The 22,306-nt window shown below is 40.9% G+C and carries 26 protein-coding genes, 2 tRNA genes and 2 pseudogenes; 16 read left to right on the top strand and 14 right to left on the bottom strand.

The genetic code is table 11. The annotated features are described in order from the left end of the window. Positions 1–201, bottom strand: a 201-nt coding sequence (locus tag BM122_RS11750; RefSeq protein ID WP_143083416.1) for a transposase, incomplete at its 3' end; no start/stop codon positions are given. Positions 202–1,079: 878 nt separating this feature from the next. Between BM122_RS11750 and BM122_RS23315 the strand changes: the two genes are divergently transcribed. Then, positions 1,080–1,904: a hypothetical protein gene (locus BM122_RS23315; RefSeq protein ID WP_177198107.1), complete on the top strand. Its 825-nt coding sequence runs from the start codon at positions 1,080–1,082 to the stop codon at positions 1,902–1,904. A 385-nt stretch (positions 1,905–2,289) separates the two neighbouring features. Further along, on the top strand, positions 2,290–2,433 hold the full coding sequence (locus BM122_RS23310) for a hypothetical protein (protein WP_177198114.1): 144 nt from the start codon (positions 2,290–2,292) through the stop codon (positions 2,431–2,433). Between the two features lie 42 nt (positions 2,434–2,475). On the opposite strand, the gene BM122_RS26070 is transcribed toward BM122_RS23310, so the two are convergent. Further along, a complete protein-coding gene (locus BM122_RS26070) occupies positions 2,476–2,625 on the bottom strand; it encodes an IS630 transposase-related protein (protein WP_371264921.1) in 150 nt (49 codons plus the stop codon). A gap of 284 nt (positions 2,626–2,909) precedes the next feature. Between BM122_RS26070 and BM122_RS11725 the strand changes: the two are divergent. Together BM122_RS11725 and BM122_RS22430 are read left to right on the top strand one after the other, a co-directional pair. Next, a pseudogene (locus BM122_RS11725) lies at positions 2,910–3,395 on the top strand (IS30 family transposase); the annotation flags it as partial. Positions 3,396–3,722: 327 nt separating this feature from the next. Further along, positions 3,723–4,070, top strand: a complete 348-nt coding sequence (locus BM122_RS22430; protein WP_177198113.1) for a hypothetical protein — start codon at positions 3,723–3,725, stop codon at positions 4,068–4,070. A gap of 970 nt (positions 4,071–5,040) precedes the next feature. On the opposite strand, the gene BM122_RS23305 is transcribed toward BM122_RS22430, so the two are convergent. From BM122_RS23305 to BM122_RS11715, 3 genes are all read right to left on the bottom strand, one after another. Beyond that, on the bottom strand, positions 5,041–5,217 hold the full coding sequence (locus tag BM122_RS23305) for a hypothetical protein (RefSeq protein WP_177198112.1): 177 nt from the start codon (positions 5,215–5,217) through the stop codon (positions 5,041–5,043). Positions 5,218–5,382: 165 nt separating this feature from the next. Beyond that, a complete protein-coding gene (locus tag BM122_RS23300) occupies positions 5,383–5,535 on the bottom strand; it encodes a hypothetical protein (RefSeq protein WP_177198111.1) in 153 nt (50 codons plus the stop codon). A gap of 206 nt (positions 5,536–5,741) precedes the next feature. After that, complete coding sequence (locus BM122_RS11715; RefSeq protein ID WP_074905734.1) at positions 5,742–6,020, bottom strand: addiction module antidote protein; 279 nt, start codon at positions 6,018–6,020, stop codon at positions 5,742–5,744. A 413-nt stretch (positions 6,021–6,433) separates the two neighbouring features. Here BM122_RS11715 and BM122_RS23295 point away from each other — a divergent pair, with 413 nt between their 5' ends. Beyond that, positions 6,434–6,574 carry a hypothetical protein gene (locus tag BM122_RS23295; RefSeq protein WP_177198110.1) on the top strand — a complete coding sequence of 47 codons (141 nt, stop codon included), beginning with the start codon at positions 6,434–6,436 and terminating at the stop codon, positions 6,572–6,574. A 141-nt stretch (positions 6,575–6,715) separates the two neighbouring features. Here the strand turns inward: BM122_RS23295 and BM122_RS11710 are convergent, their stop codons facing one another. The 3 genes from BM122_RS11710 to BM122_RS11700 form a co-directional block, all read right to left on the bottom strand. After that, complete coding sequence (locus tag BM122_RS11710) at positions 6,716–6,973, bottom strand: hypothetical protein (RefSeq protein ID WP_074905726.1); 258 nt, start codon at positions 6,971–6,973, stop codon at positions 6,716–6,718. A gap of 268 nt (positions 6,974–7,241) precedes the next feature. Continuing rightward, positions 7,242–7,562, bottom strand: coding sequence for an SOS response-associated peptidase family protein (locus tag BM122_RS26065; protein WP_074905725.1), 321 nt, complete (start codon positions 7,560–7,562; stop codon positions 7,242–7,244). Continuing rightward, positions 7,559–7,750: a transposase gene (locus BM122_RS11700; protein ID WP_074905724.1), complete on the bottom strand. Its 192-nt coding sequence runs from the start codon at positions 7,748–7,750 to the stop codon at positions 7,559–7,561. Before BM122_RS11700 ends, BM122_RS26065 begins: the two co-directional genes overlap by 4 nt. Before the next feature lie 171 nt (positions 7,751–7,921). Between BM122_RS11700 and BM122_RS11695 the strand changes: the two genes are divergently transcribed. The 4 genes from BM122_RS11695 (at position 7,922) to BM122_RS11680 (ending at position 12,056) form a co-directional block, all read left to right on the top strand. Beyond that, a complete protein-coding gene (locus tag BM122_RS11695) occupies positions 7,922–8,389 on the top strand; it encodes a LexA family protein (RefSeq protein ID WP_074905723.1) in 468 nt (155 codons plus the stop codon). 7 nt (positions 8,390–8,396) lie between these two features. After that, complete coding sequence (locus BM122_RS11690; protein WP_074905722.1) at positions 8,397–9,704, top strand: Y-family DNA polymerase; 1,308 nt, start codon at positions 8,397–8,399, stop codon at positions 9,702–9,704. A gap of 169 nt (positions 9,705–9,873) precedes the next feature. Continuing rightward, on the top strand, positions 9,874–10,647 hold the full coding sequence (locus BM122_RS11685) for an exodeoxyribonuclease III (RefSeq protein ID WP_074905721.1): 774 nt from the start codon (positions 9,874–9,876) through the stop codon (positions 10,645–10,647). Further along, on the top strand, positions 10,644–12,056 hold the full coding sequence (locus BM122_RS11680; protein ID WP_074905720.1) for an AmpG family muropeptide MFS transporter: 1,413 nt from the start codon (positions 10,644–10,646) through the stop codon (positions 12,054–12,056). The genes BM122_RS11685 and BM122_RS11680 overlap by 4 nt, the downstream gene beginning before the upstream one ends. On the opposite strand, the gene metW is transcribed toward BM122_RS11680, so the two are convergent. From metW to BM122_RS11655, 5 genes are all read right to left on the bottom strand, one after another. Then, the gene (gene metW / locus BM122_RS11675; protein WP_074905719.1) at positions 12,043–12,651 is read right to left on the bottom strand and encodes a methionine biosynthesis protein MetW; all 609 of its coding nucleotides are present in this window, start codon (positions 12,649–12,651) and stop codon (positions 12,043–12,045) included. The two genes, BM122_RS11680 and metW, sit on opposite strands and share 14 nt — an antisense overlap. A gap of 18 nt (positions 12,652–12,669) precedes the next feature. Next, positions 12,670–13,797, bottom strand: a complete 1,128-nt coding sequence (gene metX / locus BM122_RS11670; protein WP_074905718.1) for a homoserine O-succinyltransferase MetX — start codon at positions 13,795–13,797, stop codon at positions 12,670–12,672. 130 nt (positions 13,798–13,927) lie between these two features. Next, positions 13,928–15,655: a phosphoenolpyruvate--protein phosphotransferase gene (gene ptsP, locus BM122_RS11665; RefSeq protein ID WP_074905717.1), complete on the bottom strand. Its 1,728-nt coding sequence runs from the start codon at positions 15,653–15,655 to the stop codon at positions 13,928–13,930. Then, the gene (locus tag BM122_RS11660; protein WP_046851719.1) at positions 15,652–15,921 is read right to left on the bottom strand and encodes an HPr family phosphocarrier protein; all 270 of its coding nucleotides are present in this window, start codon (positions 15,919–15,921) and stop codon (positions 15,652–15,654) included. Before BM122_RS11660 ends, ptsP begins: the two co-directional genes overlap by 4 nt. 1 nt (position 15,922) lies before the next feature. Next, on the bottom strand, positions 15,923–16,315 hold the full coding sequence (locus tag BM122_RS11655; protein WP_074905716.1) for a PTS sugar transporter subunit IIA: 393 nt from the start codon (positions 16,313–16,315) through the stop codon (positions 15,923–15,925). A gap of 627 nt (positions 16,316–16,942) precedes the next feature. Here BM122_RS11655 and BM122_RS26060 point away from each other — a divergent pair. From BM122_RS26060 to BM122_RS11640, 4 genes and pseudogenes are all read left to right on the top strand, one after another. Continuing rightward, positions 16,943–17,005: pseudogene (locus BM122_RS26060) on the top strand (IS200/IS605 family transposase); the annotation flags it as partial. Positions 17,006–17,268: 263 nt separating this feature from the next. Further along, a tRNA-Arg gene (locus BM122_RS11650) sits at positions 17,269–17,345 on the top strand. 58 nt (positions 17,346–17,403) lie between these two features. Beyond that, a tRNA-Phe gene (locus tag BM122_RS11645) sits at positions 17,404–17,479 on the top strand. 379 nt (positions 17,480–17,858) lie between these two features. Then, positions 17,859–18,302: a KGG domain-containing protein gene (locus BM122_RS11640; RefSeq protein ID WP_074905715.1), complete on the top strand. Its 444-nt coding sequence runs from the start codon at positions 17,859–17,861 to the stop codon at positions 18,300–18,302. 233 nt (positions 18,303–18,535) lie between these two features. On the opposite strand, the gene BM122_RS11635 is transcribed toward BM122_RS11640, so the two are convergent. Next, positions 18,536–18,880: a hypothetical protein gene (locus BM122_RS11635; protein ID WP_074905714.1), complete on the bottom strand. Its 345-nt coding sequence runs from the start codon at positions 18,878–18,880 to the stop codon at positions 18,536–18,538. Positions 18,881–19,251: 371 nt separating this feature from the next. Here BM122_RS11635 and BM122_RS25145 point away from each other — a divergent pair, with 371 nt between their 5' ends. The 3 genes from BM122_RS25145 (at position 19,252) to nusA (ending at position 22,301) form a co-directional block, all read left to right on the top strand. Next, positions 19,252–19,374: a hypothetical protein gene (locus tag BM122_RS25145; RefSeq protein WP_256212018.1), complete on the top strand. Its 123-nt coding sequence runs from the start codon at positions 19,252–19,254 to the stop codon at positions 19,372–19,374. Between the two features lie 990 nt (positions 19,375–20,364). Beyond that, positions 20,365–20,796 carry a ribosome maturation factor RimP gene (gene rimP, locus BM122_RS11630; RefSeq protein ID WP_074905713.1) on the top strand — a complete coding sequence of 144 codons (432 nt, stop codon included), beginning with the start codon at positions 20,365–20,367 and terminating at the stop codon, positions 20,794–20,796. Between the two features lie 32 nt (positions 20,797–20,828). Continuing rightward, on the top strand, positions 20,829–22,301 hold the full coding sequence (gene nusA / locus BM122_RS11625; protein WP_074905712.1) for a transcription termination factor NusA: 1,473 nt from the start codon (positions 20,829–20,831) through the stop codon (positions 22,299–22,301). Positions 22,302–22,306 lie beyond the last annotated feature (5 nt).

Genomic DNA, 22,306 nt, shown 5'->3' with positions numbered 1-22,306 from the left:
TGACCAGGCATTGAATCTTTTATAGATAGAATTCCAGCAGCCGAACACCCTGGGCAGATCGCGCCACGGACAGCCAACCCGCATTCGATACAGTAGGCCTTCTACCGTCATGCGCAGATTGCGCTTGTTATAAATCGATTCTTGAAGCAGAATTGTCTCCAGCTTCGACCAGTACTCATCATTGAGCATCATTCGGGGCATCGCAAACTCGTTTTGTTGGGGGTGTAGGAACCCCAATATTACGAGTTTGTTTCTATCTATGAAATACTTATCTTAAAACGTCAACAGACCCTAATGGTTTTGTGTCACGATTCATCAAAGCCTCCGTGTGGTTGGTTAAGTTCATCAAGCAAACTAAATTTTACCGCTTTGGAGGTTTTTATTCTATATTAATCAATACGTTATGCTGATTTCTTTGCCAAGACTGAATCCAGAAAGTTGGGTTAAAAGCGTTTACCTTATCATTTGTGAGATTTCTTATGGAGGATCGCAATATTGACAAGTGTACCGTGTTCTTCAGCTGTCATTTAAATTGTCTTGCTATCGGGTTTTCTTGCCTTAGGTTCTGTTGACATTCATTTTAACGAAACCAAATTAATGGTGAAACAATACATATAACCTTTTGTAATTTGGAGTTATTTTTTAATATTGAGAAGATATACTTCGGTAATGTTTATTTTGTAAAAGCGACACTCATTCAAATGATAAATTTATATAAGTACATGTATTTATAATATATTTAATATTTTATTATCAACATTATATTCCTCTAAAAATAAATTGTAAGCATTTGCATTATTGCTTTGTTATTTACTATTCCTTTATATTGTTAAACAACAAAGTGAGATTGCCTTAAAAACCTAAAACAATGGTTTATCTATTGTTTTGGTGGTTTATCTGCTTTGTTGGCAGTTTCTTCTTTTTTAATCATTTCTTTTTTAATAATTACTTCCAATTTCTTTCAATTTAATAATTTCTGGTTTATTAGCCGACTAAAAGAGAATTAACTAATGCAGCTTTTCATGCATCAAGCTTATTTTCTATGCACTTGGCTATAAGCTATAAGTTAAGGAGGCAGTATGAATAAATCTACTTTAACATTGACGAAAACACTCATATTGATGGGTACATTTATGTTTACCAGCATGGCATTCGCTCAAACTACAGGCGGTACTGGTACCACTGGTGGTACTGGCACCACTGGTGGTACTGGCACCACTGGTGGTACTAATACCACTGGCGGTACTAATACCACTGGCGGTACTGGTACCACTGGCGGTACTGACCAGACCGCTTGTTATGAATGGGATAAGTTTCCGAATGAGCGATTCAATCTTAATGTAAAAACCCATAGTCCTCTTTCTGGAGGAACTGGAACAAGTGGAGGAGCTGGAGGAACAGATTCTGGCCAAGCCCAACAAACAGCTTACAGTGTCCATGGTAAACATGTGATTAGTGGTGATAACAGTAGTAATAATTTCATGGCAACGGTAGAAGGAACTGTAGTTACTGCTGGCGAAACCTCCGGTACTACTGGTACGACAGGAACTACCACTGGTTCGACGGGAGCTCATTTGGGTCTTCTTGCCAAATGGGTCAGAGGAGATGGGCAAACTGCTGATTTCGTTCGGTCAGTAACGGTGGACTGTACCACGGATGAAGCGAGCTCAACGCCAAATACATGGACCTGTGAAAGTAGAAATGAGTTTGATGTTTATCATGGTTCTTCCAGGCTTACCAAGGTGGATGAGACACAAGACCAAGCTTGCAACGCTTTTGAAGACAGTCAGCATCGTGCAAACGCAGGTTTAACTGCTAATGCTATGCAGGGTATTAGTGCCAGTGTCGTAAATTCGAATCAGGGGAATCAGGGTCAAAATTCGAATCAAACTCCGATGCAGTAACGTATAACTGTTATATACAGATACGAAAAGGCCGCATATGCGGCCTTTTTTTCTTGGTTTTTATTTTATTTGCAAGTGTTGAGTTGCCTTTAATTTTGTTGACATATATATAATCCCATATAAAATGAACAAAATACATAGGCGGCATTTGGATATCCTGCCGCCTTATGGAAGGTCACGTTGTCCCTGACAATCATGCAAGCGGGCAGAAGTTTAGGTAAAAGGTCCTGCATCACCCACGCATGGAAAATATCGGCGGTCATATTGGCCATGAACAGGCCTACGGTAGCAGCGCCTTTCCGATCAGGGCGCCGATCACATTGGTTCGGCCTGTTGCATGCCAATATTTTACGCCACGGGCGCGTTCACCCACTGGCGCATAGCCATGTGTGCGTGGCATGTCGTGCGCAAAGCCGCTTTCATCAAAATAAACGATGACGCGGCCTTCGTGCTCATAGCCTTCAATTTTTTCCTGGAAGATACGCCGCTTTTCTTCGCTGGCTTTGGGGTGACACAGGCTTTTTTATAAGTCACACCCAGACGCTTTAAAGCGTGATTGATGCCTTGGGTGCTAACGCCTAACCGCCTGGTACGCTTGAAAGCGCTCGTACTGATACGCGTCTGGATAATTCTTGACGTCCTGCGCCAACATCTCCCTGTCGATCCTGGTTGCAGGCTTGTTACGGGTTGTCCTGGGATCGGGAGTTTTGATCCAACGCATCACGCTGGCTACCCGACACAAAAACGCTGCGCCACTTATCTGGCTCAGAGCATCGAGAAAATGGGTATGAAACTCGTTGTTAATGAAAATCCTTCTTGAATATATCGTATTAAATCATTCACTTGATGGGTATTTCCTGAGAGAGAGCTATCCCTGAATTTACGCCACCATACGAAAAATACCGCAAACGCTATGGCAGTATCACAGGTAGCCGCAAGGGCATCCCCAATCGGGTAGACATTGATAGGTGCCCCGGGGTGACAAACCGATGAGAACGGTTAGGTGACTGGGAAGCAGACACCATGATCGGCCAAGAACACAAGGGCGCATTAGTTACGCTGGACGAACGCAAATGCAGGCTACGTCTTGCTCTACCAGTGGCAAACAAAACTGCAGAGGAGGTGGTATGCGGTATTAACACCCTGCTGGGTGTATTCAAGGATTGGGTACAGACGCTCACCTTTGACAATGGCAAGGAGTTCGCTAAGCATGAAGAAGTAGCGAATACTCTTGGATGTGAAACCTATTTTGCCAAACCCTATCACTCGTGGGAGCGTGGTCAGAATGAGAACGCCAATGGGCTGTTACGTCAATACTTCCCTAAAACGACGGGGCTGCTGGATGTGACCACCCAGCAGGTATTAGATGCTGTACACAAACTAAACAACAGGCCAAGAAAGTGCCTGGGGTTTAGGACGCCTTACGAGGTGTTCCGAGAATTGTCAGGAACAGATGCCGAAAGATTGGTGGGTTATGCACTTATTATTTGAATTCAAGAATATTTATTTTTTTTACGACTATTTTATATTTCTTTAAAAATAAAAATTGTAAGCATTTGCATTATTGCTTTGTTATTTATTACTGCTTTATAGTGTTAAACAACAAAGCTAAATTGACTTGATCAATTATCTATGCTTTCTTCAAAAATTTATCTGCTTTGTTGATAATTTCTTCGTTTTTAATTATTTCTTTATTTTTATAATTTCCTCTTTTTTATTTCTAGTTTATTTAGCTGACATAAAGAGAATTAGCTAATGTAGTTTTCATGCATTAAGCCTATTTCTATTCACGTGGCTATAAATTAAGGAGACATAATTATGTATAAATCTACTTTAGCATTAATAATGTTGACTACTACATTCATGTTTACCAGCACAGTATTCGCTCAGAGTGTTACGAATGATAAAAGACCTGGTAGTGGTACTAGCACTCCTGATACCTCTCGTCCCCAGGATAGCTCTGCCAGTCCTGGTACCACAGGTACTCCTCGTAGTCCTGGAACTCCTAGTACCCCTGGTGGTTCTGGCACAACTGGTAGCACCCCTGGTGGGACCCCTAGTGGTTCTGGTACAACAGGTGCTCCTAGTGATTCTGGTACATATGGCACCCCTGGTGGTTCTGGTACATCTACCACTCCTGGTGGTTCTGGTAGTCAGCGTTATTAATGAGCAGCTCGCTCGTTACCAATATGCGTGTTATCAATGGGATATTTTTCCGGATGAGCGATTCAATCTCAAACTGCTGATTACATAAAGTATGGTAACGTCAATGTTATAAATCAGATTCAGAATCAGAATCCGAAGAAATAATGCATAGCTGTCACATATAAGAGCTGTAAATTGTCTAGTCTCACATTCTAATATTACAACTTAGTAAGATGATAGAGTAGAGCAGAGCACCGTAAACTAGCGAATTTCTACCATTTTTCTTTGGTAATAGAGTGTATTAAATCGTAGTTTAAATAATAATTACGACTTTCGAGACAGATATAAAAAAGGCCGCATGTGCGGCCTTTTTAGTATATTTGGAAGTATTAAGTCCGTTAAGTCTGTTTTACATATTAATGAAGCAAAAATGTCAAGAGAACCTAGCGCTACCTTGCATTTGATTTCAGGAAATATGTCACAAAGAAATTCTTCAATACCCATTTAATAAAACTTACAAAAACCCAGCAAGATTAAGCGAGTTCAATTCCAAGTGCAACTTTTGATACTGTTTGGTACAACTTACCAGTACGCTGAAGAATACCTCCTACTGCATTCTAAATCCGGGTACTTTGCGTGGTTGGTGATCAAGACGATCGACTGCCCGCTACACTTGTTTCTCGGAAACATTAGTCAATTTCATATTCCTGGGCAAATACTGTCGTAGTAAACCATTGTTGTTTTTATTCAATCCTCGTTCTCATGAATGGTCGGGATGTGCAAGGTGGATGGCTGCTTCCAGCTCTGAGGCGATAGTTTCATGTCCTGCAAATTACTTGCTATTGCAAATATAGCAAAACCAGCTAGAAATGATTCAAAGAGTATTCTTATTGTCTCATCTAGCACAAATTGGCATACGCCAAAGCATTGCGTAAACAACAAAACCAAACCGTTGAGATGCTCTTCAAATCTTATATATTTTGAATCATTCTTAACTGGTTAGGTATATTACAGTGTGACATCTGTGCTGGTGAGGAGGTAGCAGATTGTTGATGATCCTTTCTGTTACCCCTTCAGCATGCTTGGCTGGTAGTCGGACCGACAGGATATGGCGTGATTTCTGCTCCGTCAGGGCGACTAGTACCCCCTGATGGTGCTTGCTGATCATGTTATTGCCCAATCACTTATACACGCGCTTTGCTCATCGATGTTAACCCGGTTGCGAAGTGTGCCATGTCGTTCCCGCCCACTTGCATGGCGCTTGCGCCGCGGTTTCTGATAGCAAACACATAAGTTGCTACCAATCACCCCCTGCCAGTTTGTCTGTATAGAGCTACTGATAGATGCGTTCATGGCTTATGAATAATTCATCTTCCAATTCAAGTCGTGCTGATGCCTTTTCAGGACGTATATCCTGCCGAATCATCTTGTCTACCTTATTCCGGTCTTTCCGGTTAAATTGCCTGGCTTTGGCTTTCTGCCTCATCGTTTATCTCGTGCCCAGTACTGATAACATCTTTATTTGAGCCAAAGTGACCAACCGCATCCGATAGCAAGCGGTTTTTTACGCACTAGTTTTTCTATGGTCGGGCGTGCGCGAGGAATACAATACTTATAAGGAAGAAAAAATAACTCCGCTTGACTTTCGCCTGGTTATCAACGCCCGACTGCCTGCATATCGTTTATAACACCTCAAAATATTACAAGTTTGCACCCAAATACTTCGACAATCTTGGCAATAGTGCCAAATCGCGGATTGCCGTCTTCCGAGAGCGATTTGTATAAGCTAGCTCGCGACACTCTGGCTCGTGCCGCTATTTCGGTCATACCCCTAGCGCGAGCAGCAGTGTTCAATGCCTGGATAAAATCGGATGCAACTCTAGAATTAGTAGTTTTTCGCAAGAACTTGCGAATGTCCTCGTCCGTCTTAAGGTGTGCAGGAATGTCGAAATGTCTTGTTCTGATAGTCATTTTCAAACCTCCAAGAATTTTAAAAATATTTTCTCCTTTCTTAATGTCTCGCTCTTGACCAGATTTATTACCATACGCAAACAATACAACGATGTGCTGCTGGCGGATTGTATAATATATAAATGCTGTTGCTAGAAAATAGCGCAGCTTGAGCAATTCGGTTTCGATCGTTCTGTCATTACTAAAATTGCTATTTTCAACTTGATTGAGGCAAGATAATAATTTATTGCAGATTGCCAGAATTAGTTTACCGGACTATTCATTAAATTTTTGTGTAGCAATCGAGTCATATTTCACTGCTTCAGTATATTTATACATAGTTTGTTTTCGGCAGTTAAATTACCTCCGGCTTTGCCGGAGGTAATTTAACTTGCACCTGGTAACAAAGGTAGAAAAGTAGCTACTTTTGCATCATGAGCACGCGCTTCATCCATCTCAAGGAAAGCGGGAATGCAAGCCATGGGATCGTGACAGAAATTTGGCAAGACTTCGAGAAAGCTAAGATATATGCACAGGAGCTAACAGAGAGGCAAATCTATGTACCAGGTGGTTGAATAGATTTTGATATTATCATCTATTCAAGGCCATTCTTGATAAGCTCTTTTTTCTAAATATTAGTGTCAACGATTCATCATTAAATCATTCCATTGTTATCGATCTTTGATGCTATATGGAATAATATATTGGGTACTCATTTATGATTTCATATTAGCGTCTTTATTAAGATTCTCAATCACCCCCTTAAATTGAGGTAATTCCTGCCAGGCTACTGGATCGCAGGAAGCAGTCCACAATCTTATTGCCGTTCTATCACCTTCATATACAAATTTATTATTAAAATATCTTCCTATACACACCAAAGTCTTTTCTGTTAACTCATTGGGATCAGGGTTAACATAAGCAAGCAATATTCTCCTATCCTTCGGTGCCGTGTTTATTGGTTGCCAGCTCATTATTATCTCCATTTGCTTAATGATTTTATTAAACCTATCGGCATCTTTTCCTACGTAACTTATAATTTGAACTCTGTCTAGAAAGATTGAGACCGTTTGAGAAAATCAAAGATATTGATAAGTAATCAGATACGCAGCTACTATTATGTTTACCTATCCATTGACTGGTTGAATCAACTTTTCCCCCTGATTACTTATCCGTCTTACTACAGGTAACACCGCCCATAACTGCATCTGTTCTGAAGAGAACGGTTTCATAAGAACGGTTTCATAAGAATAGCATTAAAACATCAGCAGATAGCGGTGAAGAGGATAACCATGTATTCCAAGCTCCGAGAGGAAGGATTATTGGCATGAGGGCATGGATGGAAAGCATCAATTCGTTACTGCGGGTGGTAAGGATCTTACAGCTAGTGATTATCACTTCATTAGCTATTTTGCTTTCCCATAAGCCTGTTAAGGGGAGTGGACTGGCATCTTTGGCAGAAATATAGAATGGCCTATTTCTTTTGCTTGATGAATGTTTGAGGTGTGTTGTCAAATATGGAGTCCATGTGATTAAGCAGTAAGTAGATTTGCATAATATCATAGTATCATTGATTTACCTCCTGGAGTAAGTTCACCTTGTCTGTCAGCATAAACCCAGTTCTTCAATGCCCCCTTGGGTAAAGATAGTCGTTTCGCTGCTTCAACTAGTGTTAATCCACTTTCTTTAAAAAACTTGACCGTTTGCTCACGAAATTCCTGGCTATATCGAGGTCGGGGTAATTGCTCCATGTTTGTCCTCCATTCCATATTTATATTTTACGAAGCTTGCGACTCCACAAAACTCAGCATACATCATGACGCGTGGATAGCAAGAGCAAAACGCCCTTACATATCGTTACATTGTTAATCGTTAAATGAGTGTTTTATACTGTCGGTCTCATCATGTACTAAAGACTACTCATGACAACCATCGTTTCCTTTGTACCTACTAATGCCTCGACGCTGCCCTCCTTACAGAGCGCAGAGATTGACCCTGCCGTTTGTATATTACCGTTATCGCAGCATCGCATTCCTGCCGGGTTTCCATCTCCTGCAGACGAATATGTTGAGAAGGGGCTGGATCTCAATCATTATCTGGTACGCAATAAAGTAGCGACGTATTTTTTTCGTGTCGTGGGTAATTCCATGATCGGCGCAGATATATACGATGGCGATATGCTGGTGGTGGATCGTTCCGTCAAGCCTAAGCACGGACATATCGTGGTGGCAGTGATTAACAATGAATACACTGTGAAGCGGCTGTATGCTTGTGATGGTGTGATCGAACTGCATGCCGAAAATCCCGCTTATTTACCGATTCGTTTTAAGGAATATGAAGAATTGCAGGTATGGGGGGTGGTGGGAACGATCACACGCTTTGTGGTGTGAGATTACTATGAGCAACTCTCCTCTCAGTCAACCGATGTTCGCTCTGGTGGACGTGAATAATTTTTATGTCAGCTGTGAGCGTGCCTTCAATCCGAATCTGATCAATCGATCAGTGGTGGTGCTCTCCAATAACGATAGCTGCACCGTGGCCCGCTCGCATGAAGTACAAGCGCTTGGGGTCAAAATGGGCACACCATGGTTCAAGCTCAAGGATTTAGCAAAGCAGCATCACATCATTGCGCTTTCGTCGAATTATACTCTCTATGGCGATATGTCGGACCGTGTGATGACAATACTGCGTGATTTCAGTCCTCATGTTGAAGTCTATTCGATTGATGAGCGTTTCCTTGATCTGCAGGGCTTGAACAAATTTTGGTCAACCCCTATGGACATGGGTCAATCCATCCGTCAACGTATACGCCAGTGGACCAGCTTGCCGGTATGTGTTGGCTTTGGTATTACCAAGACATTGGCGAAGCTGGCCAATCACATTGCCAAGAAGCCACCGGAATTCAATGGCGTATGTGATCTCGCCTCCATGCCATCCGCACAGTTGGAGGCTTTATTATCGGTTCTCGAAGTGGACGAAGTATGGAGCGTGGGACGACAATTGAGCCAGCATCTTAATGCAGCTGGTATTAGCACCGTGAAAGCATTACGTGATACGCCCTCTTCTTGCCTACGTACCAAGTTCGGAGTAGTGGTGGAACGCTTAGGTTACGAGCTACGCGGAGTATCGTGTCTGGCATTGGAAGAAGTATCAGCCCCCAGGAAACAGATCATTTCTTCCCGCTCATTTGGCCAGCTTGTTAATAGCTTGCCTGAGCTCAGCGAAGCTGTTGCTAGCTACATGAGCAGTGCGGCAGAAAAGCTGCGCCATCAGCACTCGGTTTGTAATGCAATCCAGGTTTTTATCCAGACCAATCCCTTCCGCCAACACGATAAACAATACAGTAACAGCATGACTGTGCCCCTGCCCAATGCCAGCGGTGATATACGCTTGCTGATCAGGGCGGCGCTATTTGGTCTTAAGTGTATCTACCGGCAAGGTTATGCTTATAAAAAAACAGGTGTAATCTTGAGCTGTATTGATTCTGCAGCAAAACAGCAGGAGTCATTGTTTGAGCTATATGGCGCAGGGGATAGATCAGCAAGATTAATGTGTGTGTTAGATCAAATAAATCAAAGATATGGACGTGATACCTTATCGGTATTTTCAACAGGCAAGAGAAAATCATGGGCCATGCATCGGGGGAAAGTGTCACCTTGCTATACAACGAATTGGAACGATGTTCCCATTGCATACGCACATTAATCAAAGGGCCACTTGATTAGGGCTCAAGTTCAAATCCTATGTATGCTCTATTGTTTCATTTCCATCTATAGTGCGTTCTGCCAAAAAACAAAAAGTAGGTACATTATACGGCAAATAATGAGTAAAATAATATTTATTAAAAATTAAATCAATAGGTTATGTTGTTCATATGAGGGTTATAACGCTTAACTTGAATGGAGTGCGTTCTGCAGCTAATAAGGGTTTCTTTCAATGGATGCCTCAGCAACAAGCTGATATTGTGTGTGTTCAAGAATTGAAGGCACAACTTAATGATATGGCAACTGAAATAAAAATTCCGAATGGCTATCAAGGTTATTTTCATTGTTCAGATAAAAAAGGTTATAGTGGAGTAGGGGTGTATTCTCGCCATACACCTGACAAAATCATTGAGGGCATAGGAATTCCGGAAATCGATTTTGAAGGACGATATTTACGTGCAGATTTTGGCAATTTGAGCATCATATCGATTTATCTTCCTTCAGGAGCGAGTGGTGAACACCGACAAGCTATCAAGTTCTTTTTTATGGAGCGATTCTTCCCGATTTTACAGGCGCTGGCTCGTAGTGGTAGAGAATTCATTTTGTGCGGAGACTGGAATATTGCTCATAAGGAAATCGATCTAAAGAATTGGCGCGCTAATCAAAAAAATTCAGGGTTTCTTCCAGAAGAGCGCGCTTGGTTGACATCAGTTTTTGATGAATTAAATTTCATTGATGTGTTCCGAAAAATTGAGCCATTACCAGAACGATACACTTGGTGGTCAAATCGGGGGCAGGCATGGGCGAAAAATATAGGATGGCGTATCGATTATCAAGTGGCAACCCCTGTGATCGCCAGCAAAGCAACCAGCGTATCCATTTATAAGCAGGAACGCTTCTCGGATCATGCGCCGCTCATCATTGATTACGATCATCACTTATGATCAGTGCCATTGCTAGCTGGCTGAGTGTTTGTCGTATCTATGCGCACCCCAGGGTGATGGGAATGCTCGCGCTAGGTTTTTCAGCAGGATTGCCCATGTTGCTGATACTTGGCACGCTATCCTTCTGGTTAAGAGAAGCAGGTATTGACCGCACTACTATAGGCCATTTAAGCTGGATTGGTCTGGCTTATGGCTTTAAATGGATGTGGTCTCCTTTGGTCGATCGTCTTCCCCTACCGCTCTTAACGCGATGGCTAGGTCGACGCCGTGCTTGGTTATTGCTTTCGCAGACCATGATAACGATCGCTTTGGTGGGCATGGCGAGTACTGACCCACTTGAAAATCTCTCCCACATGGTTTTTTTTGCATTAGCAGTCGCTTTTGCTTCAGCTACCCAAGATATTGCCCTAGATGCTTATCGAATCGAGGCAGTCGAACTAAAATTACAAGGTGCGATGGCAGCTACTTATCAAGCGGGTTATCGTTTAGCGATGATATTGGCTTCTGCGGGAGTGTTGTGGATTGCAGCCTCGCTGGATGGTAATCCAACTGATTATGATTATCAGTCTTGGCGAATAGCTTATCTAGCCATGGCAGCCTCTATGGCGGTGGGTATTATCACCACATTTATTATTCAGGAGCCAGATGTTCCAATCCATCATCTGGCTGCGGAAAATGAAAGGCAAGCCAGCCAGATGATTGCTCGCTGGAATTTGAATACCCCTCTTACACAATTGTTAATCTGGTTATACGGGGCCTTGGTTGCGCCTTTTCAGAATTTTATCGTACGGCATGGCTATTATGCCATCTTGATACTGACTTTGATCGCTATTTACCGCATTTCAGATGTTGTAATGGGCGTGATGAGCAATCCTTTCTATGTTGACATGGGCTATACCAAAGATGAAGTAGCAGCTGTTTCAAAAGTATATGGTGTCATCATGACAGTTTTAGGTGCGGCAATAGGAGGGCTATTGATAGTCAGATTGGATGTGATTAAAACTTTATTCTTTGGTGCAATTTTATCTGCCGTGACTAATTTGTTATTTGTCTGGTTATCGATGAAAGGGCACGATATCACTGCCCTTATATTGACTATTTCTGCCGATAATCTTTCCGCTGGAATCGCTTCTTCAGCATTTATCGCTTATCTTTCAGGATTGACTAATTCTGCTTATTCAGCGACCCAGTATGCTTTATTTAGTTCAACCATGTTACTGCTCCCAAAATTTATTGCTGGTTTTAGTGGGCAATTTGTAGATACATATGGGTACGCGCTATTTTTCACAGGCACTACTTTACTTGGTTTACCTGTTCTCCTTCTGGTATGGATGGTCGGGCGCATCGAATTAAAAATCTCTACTAATAGTAAGGCGGAAAATCGTGCTGAGAAAATTACCTTCGAGTAAAGCGGTAAAATGCAAGCATCCCGAAAAAATTAGGAGCGAGAGTAATTCGTCGATTACCACTCATGACTCGCCGCTCCAAAATATGCACGCCATGTTGGTGGCAAAACTGCTCAAAATCACTTAGTGTACATAAGTGAACATTGGGAGTATCAAACCATTCATACGGTAGAGTTTGTGATACCGGCATATGACCCAATGAAACTTGTAATCTATTTTTCCAGTGGCCAAAATTAGGAAAGGTGACGATACCTTCTTTGCCCGCACGGAGCATTTCCTGAATAATTTTTTCCGTGTGCCTCATCGCTTGCAGAGTTTGCGACAAAATAACGTAATCAAACGAATCAGATTCAAAGCCTGATAAACCTGATTCTAAATCACTCTGAACGACGTTGACCCCATTATTGAGGCAGGCCAGGATATTGGCATCATCAATTTCCACGCCATAACCATGTACGCCGAGCGTATCCTGCAAATACTGCAGCAACGTGCCATCACCGCACCCAAGATCAAGTACTTTCGATTCTGGTCTGATCCAAGCAGCAATGGTAGCAAAATCGGGTCTTGATAAAGTAAGAGAGGAAAGTAGCTTAGCCATGAAAACATTGTGGAAAGATTAAATATCGATTTTGTTCATATAAGCCCGCACTAATTGATGATAGTGCTCATCTTTCATGAGAAAGGAATCATGGCCATGCCTAGATAGTATTTCTGCATAACTTACATTGAGTTCATTATCCAGCAAAGCTTTGACAATAGCGCGCGAGCGCTCAGGTGAGAAACGCCAATCAGAGCTAAATGAAAGCACAAGAAAATTTGCTTTAGCGCAACGGAAAGCAGCACTCAAATCATCATCATAATCTCGCGCAGGATCAAAATAATCCAGTGCTTTTGTCATAAGCAGATAAGTATTGGCATCAAACTGCTCAGCAAATTTATCTCCTTGATAACGCAAATAAGACTCGATCTGGAACTCTACATCAAAATTGAAGCTAAGAGATCCTGTTCGTAATTCCCGTCCGAATTTCTCTGCCATGGAATCATTGGATAAATAAGTAATATGTCCCAGCATACGAGCAAGACGCAGACCTCTACGCGGCAATGTGCCATGAGAATAGTAATCACCTCCATGAAAATCCGGATCGGTAATGATGGCCTGGCGTGCAACATCATTGAAAGCAATATTTTGTGCTGTTAATTTGGCTGCAGCAGCAATAATAACAGCATGCCGGACTTTCTCAGGCGAATAAAGTGCTAATTGCATAGCAGACATGCCACCAAGACTGCCGCCCACCACAGCAGCAAATTGATCAATGCCAAGTTTATCAGCTAATCGCACATAAGTTTCTGCCCAGTCTACCGTTGTGACCATGGGAAAATCTGCGCCATAATGCTTACCAGTTTTTTTATTGATATTTGCAGGACCAGTTGAGCCATGGCAACCCCCTATATGGTTTACCCCAATCACAAAAAATTTATGTGTATCGATAGGTTTGCCAGGACCAATCATATTGTTCCACCAACCTACATTTTTAGGATTATCAGCATAAACGCCAGCAACGTGATGATTACCCGAGAGTGCATGGCAAATTAATACTGCATTGGATCTAGTTGCATTTAATTCACCATAAGTCTCATAAACTAGCTCGTAATTATCCAATACTGCACCACTTTCCAGACTAAGTGGTGTATCAAAGTAAATTCGTAGTGGCGCAACGATGCCAATAGAGTCTGAATCATGCATGAATATAAGAAAATTTTAGGAAATTCTGTGTGAGATCATCTAAAACTTATGTGAAATAAGCATTATATCGCCAAAAATACTTATGAGGCTTAAGTATTTATAAAAGCGCGATTATTTCAAATTAAAAAGATTAATTATTTAATTTGGATAATAACCCATGAACTTTCTCAGATTCATCAGTTTTAAGAATTTTTTGGATTATCGGCATGATACTTGGTAAATGACTTTTTAGAATCTCGTGCTTAACAGGCAGGATATGTGCTGGATACATGGAGAACTGTTGCAATCCAAACCCTAACAGTAAGCGAGTGTATTGGATATCACCTGCTATCTCGCCACAAATTGAAATGGGTAAATTGGAGCGGTTGGCAGTAGAAATAATTCGCGCCAGTAGCCAAAGCACAGATGGATGCAGTGGATCATAGAGATGGGCCACCGTGTCATCCGCTCTATCAATAGCTAATGTATACTGGATCAAATCATTAGTACCAATGGACAAAAAATCCAGTTTACGCATGAACATTTCCACACTTAGTGCTGCTGCTGGAATTTCAATCATTCCACCTACCTTGATCTCCTCATCGAAAGGTTTTTTTTCGTCTAGCAGACTTTGTTTAGCATGATTAAGAAGTTGTAAAGTCTGATTAATCTCGTAATCATTTGAAAGCATTGGGATTAGGATGCGAACCTTACCATAGGCAGACGCTCTCAAAATGGCACGCAGTTGTGTTAGAAACATATCGTGTTCTGCTAAACATAGTCTAATGGCACGTAATCCCAGCGCTGGATTGATTGCAGAGCGGCAGCTATTTTTAAGACTCTTGTCAGCACCTAAATCAAATGTGCGTATTGTAACTGGTAAGCCTCGCATATTTTGGGCGACAGTTGAATAAGCTTCAAACTGCTCATCCTCACTGGGCAAATCATCCCGATTGAGAAAAAGAAATTCACTGCGAAACAAACCAATACCTATCGCGCCACTTTCTTTAACTTGTTCAATATCTTGAGGTAGCTCAATATTGGCATGTAATTCTATTGATGTACCATCGAGTGTCATAGTGGGAATAGATTTGAGACGTTTGAGTTTACGTTTTTCCAGATCCAGATGATTCTGTTTTAAACGATATTCAGCAAGCACATATTTGTCAGGGTTGACAATCACAACCCCTTGACCACCATCTACTATTAAATTGTCATTATTGTAAATAAGCTGGCGCGCATGGTGCATCGCTACTATGGAAGGAATATTCAGACTGCGAGCTATAATTGCAGTATGAGAAGTCACGCCACCCAAATCCGTAAGAAAAGCTGCAAATTGATGTTGTTTATATTGCATAACATCTGCCGGACTTAGATCGTGTGCTACCAGAATACTGTTACCATCATGCTTTAAAGGAGGAGGAATGTAACCTGGATGCCCCAATAAGACTTTCAATACTCGTTCGACGACTTGCATGACATCAGTTTTACGTTCTCGTAAATAAGCATCTTCAATTTCTTCAAACTGAGAAAGCAATACTTCCATCTGCTGCGTAACGGCCCATTCTGCATTGCATTGAGTTTGAGCAATACACTCAACTGCCGCGGAGCTAAGTGTTGGATCATCTAGTATCATATGATGCAATTCAAGAAAAGCATTGAATTCAGCAAATGTAGGTCCTTGATTAGCTGAAGATTGTAGTTTTTCAATCTCCTTGCGTACTGTTGCGAAAGCACAGTTTAATCGTGTTATTTCTTTGTCTATCTGGTTTTTGGGAATCAAATAATGAGCTACATTCAGGGTCGCTGGAGAAGCAAGATGCGCGTGCCCGATAGCAATACCTTCAGATGCACCTACACCATGCAATATAAAACTCATTCCCCTTCTCCAAAGTAACCATTGATCAGATTAGTCAATGCCTGCATGGCCTCAGTCTCATCAGCACCCGTTATTTCAATTGCAACTGTCGATCCTTTATTTGCGGCGAGCGTCATTACACCCATAATACTTTTTGCATTGACTCTACGACCGTTACGTATGAGCCATACTTCACTTTGGAATTGACTTGCCAAGCGTGTAAGCTTCGCAGAAGCACGTGCATGTAGGCCAAGCTTGTTAATAATAGTCACTTCTTTAAGTAGCATCTCAGCATCCACGTAAAATATGCATCACACCTTCTTTACCTCCAGCAAGTGCTTTTGCTACCACAATTGAAAGTGGCTCATGACGATAATTTAATGCACGCACTAACATGGGTAAATTCATTCCTGCAAGGCATTCTACTTTTCCAGCTTGGATCAATTGGGTAGCGATATTAGAGGGAGTTGCGCCAAGAATATCTGTCATCACTAATACGCCATCACCTTGATCAAGTTTTTTAATTAATTCCTTAGCTTGAGCAACAACTTCATCAGGCTTATCTTGAATAGAAATAGCTTGGTATATTAATTGCTGTGGCTTTTCTCCCAGAATATGGGTTGCGCAATGAGTAAAACTCTCACCAAGCTTATCATGAGAGATAATTAAAATTCCGATCATTCAATTTTTGCTTATTTTTAAAAGGAGAAATTAAGCTACAAATTTTATCATTGCCGAGATTATCCTGGCCCATCTTTAACATATCAAAAAATTCCGTTTTTATAGCGGCACAACAATGATGCCCTTGACGAAGCCGAGTATACCGAAAGAGGCAAGTATATTAGGATAAATCATATTACCGTATTCTACATTTCTTAATAGCTCAAACAAGATGATTTAGCCTTGCTTTTTCTATATTCCGTAAGAGCATATGATCACTAATTCTGTCTTTTATGGTTTAATAAAAACGATTTATTTTAGAATAGTCGCCTTTAACGATTTATTTTTGGTAGAAAAAACTTTAACCCATGATAGTAGATTCCCGAGTTATGCGAAGGTGGTAATAGTAATTTGACATATACGGAAATCCATCAGCGAAACTCGGATTGTCAAACGCCAAGCACACGATAAAAGAAGAATGAGATGAGCGGGAGTGAGGTCTAAGCCATAGTAAATGGGGCTACATAACTGCATCATATTTATACCGAAATGTCGGAGGAAGACGCTGTATGAGTAATTGAGGCCGCACTTTGGGGAAGTTTTCAAGAAACAGGGCGAATAATATAACGACAGCCGAATAGAAGGTGCGGAGAGCACAAACGCAATTTTATAGGGCAGCATTTTAGGGCGAGAGGCTATTTCGTATCAACGTAAGGACGAGATGAACAAATATGTACTGAAAGATAAATTGATTTCATTGCATATTGAGAATAAGAGGCTATTTCTTGACAAAAGTAGTTAAATGTAACATTATGCCCGGCTTGTTATAAAGCATAAAATAATTGATAAGAAGATTTTAAAGAAAGATGGTTTCAATTATTTACTAATGGCTTTAATATGCTGTTCCATTAACCTTTGATATAATGTTGCTCTATTAACCAATAATAAAAATTGAAGAGAAATAAAAGCTAGGAGCGCCCGTAGCTCAGTTGGATAGAGTACTTGGCTACGAACCAAGGGGTCGTGGGTTCGAATCCTGCCGGGCGCGCCATATTTTATTCTTTCTAAATTTGTTGAAGTAACATTAAATATCGCTTCATTGTACTAAAGGCCAAGTAGCTCAGTTGGTAGAGCAGAGGACTGAAAATCCTTGTGTCGGTGGTTCGATTCCGCCCTTGGCCACCAATAAAATCAGGCACTTAGCTGCAACACGGCTAAGTGCCTTTCTCTTTTCAGGCTTTCGTCTAGGAAAATAATAGAGAATTTTTATCCATGCTGAGCACAAACCTCAAGGGGTTCGCAAGCGCAAAATTGATTTATCCCGATGCCTATCAGCACGAGCGAGCAAACCGTTTAGGCGTAGCGCACAATGCTATTATTCTGACTAATCGGAGTCTAACTCATTCTGTATTCAAGCTTTAATTTTAGGCTTATGTGTGCTTGCGCACAGATAAAGCCCGATTCGAAGAGTACGATAAAATCATTCTTCGTGTTATCAAACCGGAGATAAAGAACCCAAACACATCATGGGTGTTTTTTGAACTTAGCAAATAGGAGGGTGATTATGCCTTCGAATAAAGGAAAGGATGAGGACAACAAAGGTACCAGTCAGCGTGGTTTTGCTTCTATGGACGAAGAAAAGCAGCGTGAAATTGCGAGCAAAGGCGGCCATGCAGCTCACGAGAAGGGTACTGCGCATGAGTTCACCTCAGAGGAAGCACGCGAAGCGGGCAGGAAAGGAGGCCATGCAGCTCATGAAAAGGGTACGGCTCATGAGTTTACTTCTGAAGAGGCGCGCGAAGCGGGCAGAAAAGGAGGTCATGCTGCTCATGAAAAAGGTACAGCCCATGAGTTTAGCTCGGAAGAAGCGCGTGAAGCGGGTCGTAAAGGTGGACAATCACGTGGCAAAGGCGAATCCGAGGATGAAGATAAATCATCTTCCTCTACTCGTGGCGGCACATCTGAGCAGCATGCTGAAGCAGGCAGGCAAAGCCATAAAAATCGCTAACACAGCAATAAAAACAACGAGCAGATTCGTCTGCTCGTTGTTTTATGCCAGCAGAAGTAATGATGTGTTCACTAAACCTGGAGCTTAAATAAGGCGCTCTATTATGATCAATTTAGCCATCATTTTTTAATTATCGACGAGTAATACTTGACAAGAGAGTGGATTTAGGGTGAATGGTCAGACCATGATAGAAAAGCTCTTAATAAAAGAAAAGCAAGCCTGGTTCATGTTGGTCATTTGCTTATTTCGGTATTTACCCCATTAATGATTCTTTCCTGCGTTAAATCGGCTAATTTGCTGTTAGATAACCAGGCAAGAAGTCCAGATTCAGTTACCTTATCATTACGCTTCCTTTTTTCGCCACTAACATGAGGAAGATGTTCACTATTTTTAAGGCGCTGTTCTGACCAAAATTTTTTTCGTTCAGTAACGTATTTAGTCCATACCACACTTAAGGTTATTTTTCTAGTTGCTCTTGTGTGACTTTGTGGGCTTACATTGAAATTCTGAAATAGGCGTCCAGTAAAATACTTGGTGCCAACCTCTTCTGCTGAAGTACACGCACTTCGTACTGTCATGCAAAGTTGTACGTGCGCCGGCTTGTCAGGTTTTCTATCTTACTTGCATGAGTGATAGCATCTGCCGTTTGCTCGCATTCTTATTCCATTTCCAAATCACAAATGACGCGAAGGCGAGCCGCAGACAGTATAAAATAATATGACAAGGTGAGGCCAACAAAGTCAGCTTGGATTTAAAAATCCAATTACTTACCATATAAATATCATTATGCCTTACAAAAAGTGGAAGAATGTGATTATCCATTCCATTTCGACGTTATACATCTTCAATATTGCCATTCTAAAGAAATATGCGTAGAATCTTCGCAACCCTACCTTGTTTATGGGTTTTTTAAGAACAAAGAGTAAACTTTCAAAAGGAGAAAGAAGATATGGCAGAAGAAAATAGAAGAACAGATGAGGCTGGTTTGTTCAAAGTAGTTGCAGGTACAACCATTGGTCTCATAGTTATCGGACTAATCGTATGGTTTACTGGAGCGGGCGGCAAATACTAATTAATCGCGTTTGGGAGAATAGTCTATTTTCCTAATCATCTCTTGGCGCATTTGTTGATTAGTATAAAGGTCAAGAGAGGTCTAATTGAATGCGTTATATTGGCTAGAAGTCGATGGTGGTATGACACGACTTCTAGCTACGTTAATCTGCTTATCAATTGATAGTTTTTTCTAATTTTATACATAGTTCGATATCAATCACATAGTTCGATATCAATCGTAATTTCTTTTAGCAAATAATTACGAGACACCTCCATATATCCCTCTGTTTGTACCCAGTTTTTTCATGCTAAGTTTTATTAAAGCATTATCAATGGAATAGTGGAATAACTAAATTGTAATCGAACAGGTTAAAATAAAAGCATCCTGGCGATTAGCGACATAAGCCTTAGAAAATATATGGAGATGTATTGATATGATAAATCTCTTCTTAATAGACTTTCCCGTCGTCATTAAACACATCCAAAGATGCATTAAAAAACAAGATGTGCATCTATCAACTTTATGACAGCGGTACGACGGTAAACCATCTGCTTAGCCCTATCCTTATTAATATCTATTATTTTTTACATAATAATCCATTTTGAATCGCCGCTTTTAATGAGGTCTATTCATGTTAGTCCATTGCCGAATCAAAATGGCGCGAAGGCGAGCCGCAGACAGTCTAAATCTAAATAATACGGTAAGGTGAAGTCAACAAAGTCAACTTTAATTTAGAAATGGAATTACATATCTTTGTATGCCTTGCTTACAAGATTACTATGCACAAATCGGTACCCAATCATACTTTGATCCACTTTGAGCGGCAGATTGCTATCCATATTAAATATTGGCATTAACAATAAAAGGATAAAGCACATCAGGCTAACAGTAACTTATTGGAATTATTATCATAAAATAAAATTCTGTTTTGTTAGTAATTGATTATTGTTATAATAACCTTAATGTCTGGTGGGCTTATTCAGCCCATTTTTTATTTGTGGTTAAGCTATGACCTTATATGAATTACTTGATCCGATTTTAGCGGAAATGGGTTATGAATTGGTAGATGTGGAGCAATCGGCATCTGGTAAATTATTAAGAATATTTGTAGATAAAAAGGATGGGGGTATTTCTATTGAAGATTGTGTCGTGATTAGCAACCATCTTAATAAATTATTAGCAGTAGAAGGGATAGATTACAATCGACTTGAGATATCTTCTCCAGGTCTAGACAGACCTCTGATAAAAGAAAGTGATTTTATCCGCTTTTCTGGAAAATTAATAAAAATTAAATTACGAATAGCGCTACAAGGTCAGAAAAACTTTATTGGAAATATACGAGAAGTCAATGATGGAATATTAGGGCTAGAAGTTGAGGGAAAATTGCTGCATATTGAATTAGATAATTTAGAAAAAGCTCGGTTGGTTCCGGAACTATAACTATAGATGCATAAAAAATTGGCTGGAGGAATATGAGCCGCGAGATTTTGCTATTAGTAGATGCCTTGGCACATGAAAAAAATGTTGATAAAGCAATCGTTTTTACTGCCTTAGAAATGGCGCTTGCGTCCGCCACAAAGAAACATTTTCATGAAGATATTGATGTGCAAGTTGTAATTGAGCGGGAAACTGGAAATTATCGATGTTTTCGGAACAAATTAGTAGTTGCTGATGATGCTGTAGAGAACTCTGCGCGGCAAATTTCTTTAAGCGAAGCATTACAGTATGATGCTGATATTAAATTAGGGAGCCACATCGAAGAGCCTTTGAAGGCAATAGAATTTGATCGTATTGGTGCACAAGCAGCTAAACAAGTAATCTTTCAGAGAATTCGTGACGCAGAACGAGAACAGAATCTGAATGATTTTCTTGAACGTAAAGAGTATTTGATTGCCGGTACTATCAAGCGCATGGAACGTGGCAATGCTATTGTGGAGTCAGGAAGAATTGAGGCAATTCTTCCTCGTGATCAAATGATCCCAAAAGAAAATTTAAGGGTTGGAGACCGCGTTCGCGCGTATTTGCTTAGAGTCGATCGCTTAACAAAAGGACCTCAATTAGTTTTATCACGTACTTCTCCTGAATTCTTGATTAAATTATTTCGATTAGAAGTGCCTGAAATTGAAGAAGGATTATTAGAGATCAAAACGGCAGCAAGAGATTCTGGCTCACGCGCTAAAATAGCCGTTAAATCAACTGATCCACGCATTGATCCAATTGGAACTTGCGTGGGTATGAGAGGTTCTAGAGTGCAGGCTGTGATAAGTGAGTTGGCGGGGGAGCGGATTGATATTATATTGTGGTCGGAAGATCCGGCTACTTTTGTCGTTAATGCGCTTGCACCTGCCGAGATCAGCAGCATTATGGTCGATGAAGATAAACATAGTATGGATATTATTGTCGATGAAGAAAATCTCGCGCAAGCAATCGGCCGCGGGGGGCAAAATGTGCGCCTCGCATCAGAATTAACTGGTTGGAATCTCAATATCATGACAGTAGAGGAATCACAGAAAAAGAATGAAGAAGAAACCTCTAGGATATGTAAGCTGTTCATGGAAAAACTTGGTGTTGATGAAGAAGTAGCGGATATTCTGGTAGAGGAAGGTTTTTCTACACTAGAAGAAATTGCTTACATCCCACTTAATGAAATGCTTGAAATAGAAGCACTTGATGAAGAAACAATCAATAAATTACGTAATCAGGCACGTAATACTCTTCTAACTGATGCAATTGCTAACGAAGAAAAATTTGAACATATATCTGGAGGGCTGCTTTCACTCGAAGGCATGGATATGCAACTAGTTCGTGAGTTAGCTGCCAAAGGTATTAACACTCAAGAGGAGCTTGCTGATCTTGCCGCAGATGATTTAGTCGAAATGACAGGTATCGATATTGAGCGTGCTAATATGCTTATTATAAAAGCGCGAGAACCGTGGTTTAATTAAAATAT

The organism is Nitrosomonas communis (assembly GCF_900114745.1).
In the GTDB taxonomy this organism is placed as follows: domain Bacteria; phylum Pseudomonadota; class Gammaproteobacteria; order Burkholderiales; family Nitrosomonadaceae; genus Nitrosomonas; species Nitrosomonas communis_A.
Note: the sequence above shows the minus strand (reverse complement) of the source record. Positions and strands in the feature narration are given on the sequence as shown.